Raw genomic sequence first — 10,848 nt, 5'->3', positions numbered from 1 at the left:
TTTCTGAATAATAAAGGAGTGTTGCCAATGAAACGATGGCTTCTCAACGGCATCCTGGGACTCAGCCTGCTCATCGCTCCCGGCGCGGCCATGGCCGATGACATGGGAGAGGCGGCGGAAGAAGCGCCGGCGATTTCCGCCGAAGCGCCTGCCAGCAACCCCGCCATGGATGTCTTCCGAAAGGCGACAGAGGTGTCGGCCCGACTGACCAGCTATCTCATGTCCGGCGATCTGCAAGCCACCATCAATATCCCCGAAGCGCCTGCGCCATTGACGGCCAATCTGAAGCTGCAAGGCGCCGTCGCCACCGAGCCCAGCCGGTTCGCCATGAACATGACCATGGAAATGCCCAAGCTGGCCGGTCAGCCGGCCGTCCCGAATGCCCCCGGTTCCCTGGATTTCCGGTTCTACTTTGACGGGAAACAGATGTACATGCAGTTCCCTTCCCCGAAGAATCCTGCGTCAAACCAATGGGTCAAGCAGGAGTTGAACCTGCCGGCAGGCTATGAGAACCTGCTCACCCAAAGCCAAAACCCGGCGAAAGCGCTGGAAATGATGGATAAAATGGGCCTTATGCCGACGAACATGGAAGAGACATGGATCGACGGTCAGCGGTACTATGTGGTGACTGTGCAGATCGACAACGCCCGCTTTAAGAGCTACATGCAGGAAATGATGGCCCTGTCTCAACCCAAGGAGGGCGTCAGTCCCGCTGAAATGAATGAGGCCTTGAAGAAGATCGATATGGACTTCCGGTACACCTACTATATCAACGCCGATACATACGTGACAGACAAGACGGAACTCAACGGCAGCGAACGGATCGCCGCAGAGGGTAAAACCCTGTCGATCGACATCACGGGAACGGTCCGCACCCACGACGTGAATATGCCGGTCAAGTTCCCCGACGTGTCCAATGCGATCGATATGAAGGAATTGGAAAAACAGGCGGAGAAAACGGCCAAAGGCATAAAAACGTCGAAATAAATCGCTACGATACGTAACGGTTTTGCCGGCAACGAAAAAGGCAGGAAGCGTGATGCTTTCTGCCTTTACCTTTTCGCGCGCCCCGGCGCTTTGTTTTCGCCTTCAACTGGGGGCATTTCCCGCCTGTGTTCCTCCGGCTCCATGGGCGGCTGGCCGGTACGTGAACTGCCGCTTTTTGTCCCAGCCGATCGTACGGCGAATGATGGTGAAAGGATCACTTCTTTTTCTTCAACTGCGAACGGACGAGGAGAAAGAGGGACGTGGACAGGAACGTGGCGGCGGCGTAGGCGCCCAAGGGGACTTCCTGGGGACCGCCCCCCTGGACCATGCGCCCGACAATGTAACAGACGACGGTGCCGAAGATGATGGCCACCAGTTTCACGGCAGGCGACTTGAGCAGATCCTCGTTCGGGTTGTCGGGACCATACGATTTTTTGGCTTCTGCCGGCGTTGTGGGCGTGGTCGCGGCGATCTCTCGTGATGTTGCTGCTTGGTTGTTCGGTTTGCCTTTGCTCACGAAAATCCTCCCTTGATGGAAGCGAATATATGATGGGGCTGATGCGGCGATCCGGTGTGCGCTTGCCGCTCTCGCTCTTGCTAGACCTATTCCACCTTTCTTTCCTCAAATCCTGCATATTCCATCGACATGTTCAAGGGATGCCTGCCCCGCCCCTGTCCCGCCGGGAGAAGATTCGCCGTCGCCGATTCCCCAAGGCGCAGGCGCCTTCCCTGGGAGGATAAGGTTGGTCGCTGGCGGCCGGTGTCTGATATAATAATAAATTGGATATCGTTTGTGATATCGGCATCGCTTTTTGCCATGCCTGCTTTTTGAAACTGGAGGTTGGTTGAATCATGGAAGAACGGTTGTTTCAACTGAAAAGCGAATTCGCCCCCAAGGGCGACCAGCCCCAGGCCATCGCCCGCCTGTGCGAGGGCATTGAAAAAGGCATGAAACACCAGACGCTGCTGGGTGCGACGGGGACGGGCAAGACCTTCACCATGGCCTCGGTCATCGAAAAGGTGCAGCGGCCCACCCTGGTGTTGGCCCACAACAAGACGCTGGCTGCCCAACTCTGCGCCGAGTTCAAGGAGTTTTTCCCGGACAACGCTGTCGAGTATTTCGTCAGCTACTATGACTACTACCAGCCAGAGGCCTATGTGCCTCATTCCGATACCTATATTGAAAAGGATGCATCGATCAACGACGAGATCGACAAGCTGCGCCACGCCGCCACGGCCGCCTTGATCGAGCGGCGCGACGTGATCATCGTCGCCTCAGTCTCCTGCATCTACGGCCTCGGTTCGCCGGAGGAGTACCTCGATCAGATGATCTCCCTGCGCAAGGGCCAACTGTACGACCGCGACGCCATCTTGCGCCGTCTCGTCGACATCCAGTACAGCCGCAACAACATCAACTTCACCCGCGGCACCTTCCGGGTGCGCGGCGATGTGGTCGAGGTCTTTCCCGCCTCTTACTCGGACCGGGCGGTGCGGTTGGAGTTTTTCGGCGATGAGTTGGAGCGCATCAGCGAGATCGACACCCTCACCGGCGAGATCTACGGCGAGCGCTACCACATCTCCATCTTTCCGAACACCCACTACGTCACCAACCGGGACAAGCTGGAGCTGACCATCGCCAACATTGAAGCTGAACTGGAGGAGCGCCTCGCCTGGTTCAAGGAGCGGGACAAGCTCGTCGAGGCGCAACGCCTGGCCCAGCGAACCCGCTATGACATCGAGATGCTGCGCGAGATGGGCTTTTGCACCGGCATCGAAAACTACTCGCGGCACTTGACCTTCCGCGAGCCCGGCGAGCCGCCCTACACGCTGATGCACTTCTTTCCGAAGGACTTCCTGCTCATGATCGACGAGTCCCATGTGACCATCCCCCAGGTGGGCGCCATGTACCAGGGGGACCGCTCCCGCAAAACGACTCTTGTTGAACACGGCTTCCGCCTGCCTTCGGCGGCGGACAACCGCCCTCTCAAGTTTGACGAGTTCGAACAGATGGTCAACCAGGTCGTCTATGTATCGGCCACGCCGGCCGATTATGAGATGCAACGGAGTCAACGGGTGGTCGAGCAGATCATCCGGCCGACGGGCCTCCTCGATCCGGTCATCGACGTGCGCCCGGTGAAGGGGCAGATCGACGACCTCCTTGACGAGATCCGGCAGCGCGTCAAGAAGGACCAGCGCGTCCTGGTGACGACGCTGACGAAGAAGATGGCCGAAGACCTGACCAGTTACCTGCGCAACGTGGGCGTTCGCGTCCGCTGGATGCACTCTGACGTGGACGCCATTGAGCGCATGCAGATCATCCGGGACCTGCGCCTGGGCGAGTTCGACGTCCTCGTCGGCATCAACCTGCTGCGGGAGGGCCTTGACCTGCCTGAAGTGGGGCTGGTGGCCATCCTCGACGCCGACAAGGAAGGCTTCCTCCGGTCCGACCGCTCCCTGATCCAGACTGTGGGCCGGGCGGCCCGCAATGTGGAGGGCACGGTGATCATGTATGGCGACACCATCACCAAGTCGATGAAAAAGGCCATCGACGAGACGAACCGCCGCCGCGCCATTCAGATCGCCCACAACGAGCGCCATGGCATCACGCCGCAGACGGTGAAAAAAGCGGTGCGCAATGTCATCGAGATGACCATCTCCGGCGGCGACCGCAAGGAAAGCGCTGCCACGCCGGGCGGCGGCGTCCTGGCCCGGGCGGCGGCCTTCCTGAAAAAACGGACGGGGAAAAAAGGGCCCGACACCGGGACGGAGGCAGCGGGAATGCCACCTGCCTTCGCCGAGGAAAGCCCATACCTCGCCGGCGTTGCGGGCGATGGGGCGGGGAGCGTCCGTGAAGGCTACAACGGCGCCAGCTCGCCCACAGTTGTTTCCGATCGAGTGGCCGAAAGCCTGCCGCCGGAGGATGCTTATCAAACCGCCGCACCGGAAGCGACGGCTTCGCCCGACGCGATGGCCCCGGAACAACTGGCCGCCCTGATCGCCGACCTGGAAGGGGAGATGCGCCAGGCGGCGAAGGAGTTGGAATTCGAACGGGCCGCCCTCTTGCGGGACGTGATCATCGAACTGCGGGGCGCCTCGCCGGCCAAAGGGAAGGGAAGCGCTCCGGCGGCGCGAGCCGGCTCTGGCGCGGCAACGGGCGCTCGGGGAGCCAAAGCGCCCCGGTCTGGTCGCAAGTCCGGCGATGCCGCCGGGAACGGTTCCGCCGGCGCGAAGGGTCGCGGTCGGGGGAAGGGCCAAGGGCCTGCCGAGGATCCCGGATTGGCCTTTTTCAATCCCACCGTGGAACCGCCTCGCCCGCGCAACCGGAAAAAAGGGAGCTAACCAGAGAAGAACCGAATGGAAACCTGAGCAGCAAAAGAAGCACCAAAAAAGCCCTGCCGTCGGCGGGCTTTTTTCCGTTTTCCCAATTTTGCTAAAGGGATCACAAGCACGTTGTCGAAATGTGTTGGATAGTACATTTTGGGAAGGTGGTAAATACGTGATTTCCCGAGGCGAAGTGGCAAGGAAACAAGCCGAGGCGCACTGGAGCTTGGGCAAACGGGAAAAGATGCTCCTGGCCTGGAAGCAGGAACTGGAGGCGCAGATCGCCACACTCCGGGAACGCCGGACGGAACTGCTCAACCAAAGGGATTACCTGGCCTTGAAGATCGAATGCTTCGATAACTGGAACCTGGAAAACTGCCTGATGCTGAAAAACGACTATATCAAGCACTACTACGACCTGGACGCGGAGATTTTTAAGATCGAAGCGGAGATTCTCTTCCACGAGGAGATCCTGGATAAGGTGTTCGCTGAAAGCCGGCGCTCGTAGAGACTGGGGAATGCTCCCGCGCAATCATGCGAACACTGTCATCCTGTTTCTGCACGATTTCACTGCCCCGTTTGCTGCCAGACCCTTTGATCGTGACAACCGGGCGATGACATAAAGACGCCCCATCCTCCCCTGCGATCAGGGACGGATGGGGCTTTTCCATTGGGCGACGCTGTTCTAGAGCTTGATCGTGTTGCAGGTTTTGCCCTCATAGCGGTGCACATGGCCGTCGTCACAGGTGGTGGTCCCTTCCATGCAGTGGTAATGGCCGCAACCGGGACGGTAGACGGCGGGACCGGTGCACCCGCAGTAATAGTGAACATGGTTGTCATTGAAGGAGGTGACGCCGGCGTACCGGTGGGCATGGTCGCGCTTGTTGACGGAGGGTTCCGTCTGGCCGCTCAGGATGTGCCGGTGGCCTTCGCTGAGGCCCGATTCGAAGTGATAATCATGGGTGTGGAAACCGCAGTCCCAATCCTCGTAGTGGGGTTTGGGCTTACAGCGCATGATGTTCTCCCCTTCTCTGCGTTTACTTATACATATTCAGGAAGGAAATGGAAGGTAACGACGGGAGGAAAAAATAAGGGTCGATGAACGCTGTGGGGAGCGGGAAAAAGGCGTTACAGGAAAAGGCGGTAGCAGAGGGAACGGCAAGATCCATCGGCAAGACAGCCGCTTCTATGGTATAATTCAATGATAGTAAAAAAGCGGGCCGACGCCCGCTATCGCATTTTTTGACGGATGAAGGGGGAAGCCGGAGGTATTATGATGGATCAGATCCGGGTCCGCGGGGCCCGCGCCCATAACCTGAAGAACATCGATGTGGACATCCCACGGGACCGGTTGGTCGTCGTCACTGGCCTCTCGGGCTCGGGGAAGTCTTCCCTCGCCTTTGATACGATCTATGCCGAGGGGCAGCGCCGCTATGTGGAATCCCTTTCGGCCTATGCGCGCCAGTTTTTAGGGCAGATGGACAAGCCGGATGTGGACTACATCGAAGGGCTGTCGCCGGCCATCTCCATCGACCAGAAGACGACGTCGAAAAACCCCCGTTCCACCGTGGGGACGGTGACGGAGATCTATGATTACCTGCGCCTGCTCTACGCTCGGGTGGGCCGGCCTCACTGCCCCAAGTGCGGCCAGCCGATTCGCCAGCAGACAGTGGAACAGATGGTCGATCAGATCCTGGCCCATCCCGAAGGGACGCGCTTGCAGATCCTGGCGCCGCTAGTGCGCGGCAAAAAGGGCGAGCATGTCAAGGTGATCGAAGATATCCGCAAAAACGGCTATGTGCGCATGCGTGTCGACGGTCAGGTGATGGACGCGACAGAAGAGATCAAGCTGGAGAAGAACAAGAAGCACACCATCGAGGTGGTCGTTGACCGCATCATCCTCAAGGCCGACATCGCCACGCGATTGGCCGATTCATTGGAGACGGCCCTCAACCTCTCCGAGGGTCTGGCCGTTGTCGACTTCATGGGCGAAAAGGAGTTCACCTTCTCCCAGAACTTCGCCTGCGCCGACTGCGGCATCTCTGTCGGCGAGATCGAACCGCGCATTTTTTCCTTCAACGCCCCCTATGGCGCTTGCCCGCACTGCACCGGCCTGGGGGTGCAGATGGAGGTCGATCCCGAACTCGTCGTTCCCGACCCGTCAAAGAGCATCGACGATGGGGCCCTCGTCCCCTGGGCGCGCATGAACTCGGCCTATATCCCGCAGATGCTGAAAGCCCTGGCTGACCTGCACGACTTCTCCACCGAAACCCCCTTCAAAGACCTTCCGCCGGAGATTCAAAAGCTGATCCTCTACGGCGGGAGCAAGGAGAAGATCCGCGTCCAGTTCACCAACTATGACGGCGAGCGACGCAGCTTTGAGACGACCTATGAAGGCGTCGTCACCAACCTGGAACGGCGCTACAAGGAGACCCAGTCTGACTGGTCCCGCGAAGAGATCGAAGAGTACATGGCCCAGAAGCCCTGTCCGGCTTGCAAGGGCGCCCGCCTGAAGCCGGAGAGCCTGGCTGTGCTCGTGGACGGCAAGAACATCCACCAGGTGACAGTGATGTCGGTGGCGGCGGCGCTGCGCTTCTTCACCGATATCAACCTGTCTGAGCGGGAGACGATCATCGCCCGCCAGATTTTGAAAGAGATCCGTGAACGCCTCGGTTTCCTCGTCAATGTCGGGCTCACCTACCTGACGCTGGCCCGCTCCGCCGGCAGCCTCTCCGGTGGCGAGGCCCAGCGCATCCGCCTGGCCACCCAGATCGGCTCGGGCCTGATGGGCGTTCTTTACATTTTGGACGAGCCCTCCATTGGCCTACACCAGCGCGACAACGAGCGGCTGCTCGCCACGTTGCAGCGGCTGCGCGATTTGGGCAACACGCTGATCGTCGTCGAGCATGACGAGGACACCATGCTGGCGGCTGATCACATCATCGACATCGGCCCCGGCGCCGGCGCCCATGGCGGCCAGGTCATTGCCGAGGGACCGCTGCCGGTGATCATGGAGGAACCGCGCTCCCTGACCGGCCAGTACCTGTCGGGCCGCAAGTTCATCCCTGTGCCGGAAAAGCGCCGCGAGCCCAACGGCAAGTGGGTCGAGGTGCTCGGCGCCCGGGAGAACAACCTGAAGGAGATCGATGTCCGCTTCCCCATGGGTGTCTTTACCTGTGTCACCGGCGTGTCCGGTTCAGGCAAGTCGACGCTGGTCAATGAGATCCTCCACAAGGCCCTGGCGTCGGAACTGAACGGCGCCCGGTGCAAGCCGGGGGCGCATGGAGCGATTCGCGGTCTGGAACACCTGGACAAGGTGATCGACATCGATCAGTCGCCCATCGGCCGGACGCCCCGTTCCAACCCGGCCACCTACACGGGCGTCTTCGACGCCATCCGAGACCTCTTCTCCCAGACGACGGAATCGAAGATGCGCGGCTACCGGCCGGGCCGGTTTTCCTTCAACGTCCGCGGCGGCCGCTGCGAGGCCTGCAAAGGCGACGGCATCATCAAGATCGAGATGCACTTTCTGCCCGATGTCTACGTCCCCTGCGAGGTCTGCAAGGGCAAGCGCTACAACCGGGAGACGCTGGAGGTGCGCTACAAGGGCCGTTCCATCGCCGATGTGCTCGATATGACCGTCGATGAGTCTGTCGAGTTTTTCCGGAACATCCCCAAGATCGCCCGCAAGCTGCAGACCCTTCAGGATGTGGGGCTTGGCTATATCCGCCTCGGCCAGCCGGCGACGACCCTCTCCGGCGGCGAGGCCCAGCGGGTCAAGCTGGCGACAGAACTGTCCCGCCGCTCCAACGGCAAGACCTTCTACATCCTCGACGAACCGACGACAGGCCTGCACATCGCCGACATCGACCGCCTGCTCGGCGTGTTGCAGCGCCTCGTCGACGCCGGCGACACGGTGCTCGTCATCGAGCACAACCTGGACGTGATCAAGACGGCCGACTACATCGTCGATCTGGGTCCCGAAGGCGGCGACGGCGGCGGCACGATTGTGGCCACCGGCACGCCCGAGGAGATCGTCCAGGTGGTCGCCTCCCATACGGGGCGCTTTTTGGACAAGGTGTTGCGGCGAAAACCGGGAATGCCGGTCGATGCGGCCATGGCGAGCGAAGGCTGAACCCGAAGAAGAGAACGGCCGTCCCACAGCGATGCGGGGCGGCCCTTTTTTCTAGGACTTCAATGCGATTTTTGCAAAAAAACCCCATCCGGTTGGGGATGGGCGATCGTTCCGTCATTCATCGCGGTCCTCTGATGCGGAAACCTCGTCGAGCATATGTTTCAGTTCCCCTTTGTTCTTTACCGCCTCTTCCCGCGCTGGCGCCGGTCTCGGCTGGACCGAGGCCTTTTGAGGATCGGAGGAGGTTTTGCTCCGGGATTTGTAACGGTACCGGGCAAAGAGAAACCCGACAACAGCGCCGGCCAAAAAATACAGGGCCAGACTGATGTAAAAAAAATCTCGCAGGGTCAGATGAAAAGACATCCATTCGACATGGATCTGATCGGCCAGGGGTTCTGTGAAGGCAAACCGGAGAGCCTGAAAGATTTCACTCAAACGTTCCATGGCGTTCACCTCACTCCTGTCGCTCCTCCTTATCTATTATTATAGAGCGAACAGGCAGAGGTTGGTAGTTTTTTCACAACATAACGGGGAAGCCTTTACATGGCCGCCGCCCAAGCCACCAGAAAACCGAGCGCGGCGCCGGCCAGGACCTCTGGCGGCGAATGGCCGAGCCGCTCTTTCAACGGGACGTCCTTGCCGCGCCGGATGCGCAGGAAGACGAGGATCCAGTTGATCGTCCGGGCTTGTTCGCCAGCAGAGCGGCGGATACCCATGGCGTCAAAGATGACGACGGCGCCGATGGCGGCCGTGGCGGCGAACAGATCCGATTCGATGCCCTGCCGCAGGGCGACGCCGGTGAAAAGGGAGACGACGAGGGCCGTGTGGGAACTGGGCATGCCGCCGGGTTCCAAAAAGCGAGCCCCGACGATCTGGCGGTGCTGGATGGACTCCCGGACGAATTTGATGGCCTGGGCCAGGAGCACAGCGAAGAGTGTCGAGTAGATGAGCGGTGTTGTCATAGGTCTCCCCCGCAGTGATTGGTCTAGGGAGCGTGCCGTTGCTTACCGGGGCAGGCGCGCCTCGAGGGCCGCTTTTTCCGCCTCGAAACCAGGCTTGCCGAGCAAGGCGAACATGTTGCGCTTGTAGGCCTCGACGCCGGGCTGATCGAAGGGGTTGACGCCGAGCAGGTAGCCGCTGACGCCGCAGGCTTTCTCAAAGAAGTAAAAGAGTTGGCCGAGATGGTAGGCGTTCGGTTCCGGAACGGAAATGACCATGTTGGGAACCTGGCCGTCGACGTGGGCGAGGAGGGTGCCCGTGAAGGCCTTTTGGTTGACGAAATCGATCGTTTTTCCGGCCAGGAAGTTGAGGCCGTCGCGGTCATCGGCGGCTTGTGGCACCGCCAACTCCCGCCGGGGCTTGTCGAAGCGGACGACGGTCTCCATTAGCATGCGCAAGCCGTCCTGAATGTATTGCCCCATGGAATGCAGATCCGTCGAAAAGAGGACCGACGCCGGAAAGATGCCCTTACCCTCTTTGCCTTCGCTCTCACCGTAGAGTTGTTTCCACCACTCGGCCAGGTGCTGCAGCGACGGTTCGTAGGCGACAAAGAGTTCCACCTGTTTGCCCTGACCGTAGAGGACGTTGCGGGCGGCGGCGTATTGGTAACAGGCGTTGGCGGCCAGGGAGGGATTGGCGTACGCGGCCATGGCGTCGCGGGCGCCGGCCATCAGGGCGGTGATGTCGACGCCGGCGGCGGCGATGGGCAGCAGACCGACGGCGGTGAGAACAGAGTAGCGACCGCCCACATCGTCGGGAACGACGAAGGTCTCATAGCCCTGCTCGTCAGCGAGGCGCTTGAGGGCGCCTTTGGCCCGGTCGGTGGTGGCGAAGATCCGCCGGCGCGCTTCGTCGGGGCTGTACTTTTTCTCCATCCACTGGCGGATCAGGCGGAAGGCGATGGCCGGTTCGGTCGTCGTGCCTGATTTGGAGATGACGTTGACAGAGACATCCTTGTCTTCGAGGATGTCGAAGAGGTCGCTCAGGTAGCTGGAACTGATGTTGTGGCCGGCGAAGTGGATGGCGCAGCCGGGCCGGCGGGAGCGGGGAAGCTGGTTGTGGAAGCTATGGGAAAGCATGTCGATGGCCGCCCGAGCGCCCAGGTAGGAACCGCCGATGCCGATGACGAGCAGCACATCGGAGGAGGCGCGGATGCGGGCGGCGGCGTCGGCGATGCGGTCAAACTCAGCGCGATCATAGGTTTCGGGCAGTTGCAGCCAGCCGGTGAATTCATGGCCGACGCCGCTCCCGTGATGCAACAGGTCATGGGCGTGGCGGATCGGCGCCTCCAGAGCGCCGATGGCCGACTCCACGGTGGAGTAGGCGAGGTCGAGGCGGAGAGAGGACAAGGAAAAACCCCCTTCGTCGGTGAATAATTGAAGTATTTGCCATGTTCGTGAACGGTA

At 60.5% G+C, this 10,848-nt stretch carries 9 protein-coding genes and 1 pseudogene; 4 read left to right on the top strand and 6 right to left on the bottom strand.

All coding sequences use genetic code 11. The annotated features are described in order from the left end of the window. Positions 1-27 precede the first annotated feature (27 nt). Entirely contained in the window at positions 28-987 is a 960-nt protein-coding gene (locus tag GTO89_RS15555; protein ID WP_161263020.1) for a DUF6612 family protein, read from the top strand. A 214-nt stretch (positions 988-1,201) separates the two neighbouring features. On the opposite strand, the gene GTO89_RS15550 is transcribed toward GTO89_RS15555, so the two are convergent. After that, positions 1,202-1,504, bottom strand: coding sequence for a hypothetical protein (locus tag GTO89_RS15550; protein WP_161263019.1), 303 nt, complete (start codon positions 1,502-1,504; stop codon positions 1,202-1,204). 86 nt (positions 1,505-1,590) lie between these two features. Continuing rightward, positions 1,591-1,860, bottom strand: coding sequence for a hypothetical protein (locus tag GTO89_RS15545; protein ID WP_161263018.1), 270 nt, complete (start codon positions 1,858-1,860; stop codon positions 1,591-1,593). Between GTO89_RS15545 and uvrB the strand changes: the two are divergent. Then, a pseudogene (gene uvrB, locus GTO89_RS15540) lies at positions 1,840-4,074 on the top strand (excinuclease ABC subunit UvrB); the annotation flags it as partial. The gene GTO89_RS15545 and the pseudogene uvrB sit on opposite strands and share 21 nt — an antisense overlap. Before the next feature lie 409 nt (positions 4,075-4,483). Beyond that, entirely contained in the window at positions 4,484-4,816 is a 333-nt protein-coding gene (locus tag GTO89_RS15535; protein ID WP_161263016.1) for a hypothetical protein, read from the top strand. 177 nt (positions 4,817-4,993) lie between these two features. Here GTO89_RS15535 and GTO89_RS15530 read toward each other — a convergent pair whose 3' ends face one another. Beyond that, complete coding sequence (locus tag GTO89_RS15530; protein WP_161263015.1) at positions 4,994-5,323, bottom strand: YmaF family protein; 330 nt, start codon at positions 5,321-5,323, stop codon at positions 4,994-4,996. A gap of 258 nt (positions 5,324-5,581) precedes the next feature. Here GTO89_RS15530 and uvrA point away from each other — a divergent pair, with 258 nt between their 5' ends. Further along, positions 5,582-8,443 (top strand): excinuclease ABC subunit UvrA, encoded by a 2,862-nt coding sequence (gene uvrA, locus GTO89_RS15525; RefSeq protein WP_161263014.1) that lies wholly within the window; start codon positions 5,582-5,584, stop codon positions 8,441-8,443. A 114-nt stretch (positions 8,444-8,557) separates the two neighbouring features. Here the strand turns inward: uvrA and GTO89_RS15520 are convergent, their stop codons facing one another. The 3 genes from GTO89_RS15520 to GTO89_RS15510 form a co-directional block, all read right to left on the bottom strand. Then, on the bottom strand, positions 8,558-8,887 hold the full coding sequence (locus GTO89_RS15520) for a large conductance mechanosensitive channel protein MscL (protein ID WP_161263013.1): 330 nt from the start codon (positions 8,885-8,887) through the stop codon (positions 8,558-8,560). Positions 8,888-8,982: 95 nt separating this feature from the next. Next, positions 8,983-9,405 (bottom strand): divergent PAP2 family protein, encoded by a 423-nt coding sequence (locus GTO89_RS15515; RefSeq protein ID WP_161263012.1) that lies wholly within the window; start codon positions 9,403-9,405, stop codon positions 8,983-8,985. A 42-nt stretch (positions 9,406-9,447) separates the two neighbouring features. Beyond that, entirely contained in the window at positions 9,448-10,791 is a 1,344-nt protein-coding gene (locus tag GTO89_RS15510) for a glucose-6-phosphate isomerase (RefSeq protein WP_161263011.1), read from the bottom strand. Positions 10,792-10,848 lie beyond the last annotated feature (57 nt).

The organism is Heliomicrobium gestii (genome assembly GCF_009877435.1).
Classification (GTDB): domain Bacteria; phylum Bacillota; class Desulfitobacteriia; order Heliobacteriales; family Heliobacteriaceae; genus Heliomicrobium; species Heliomicrobium gestii.
The sequence above is the reverse complement of the archived record's forward strand: the minus strand, read 5'-3'. Positions and strand labels throughout refer to the sequence as shown.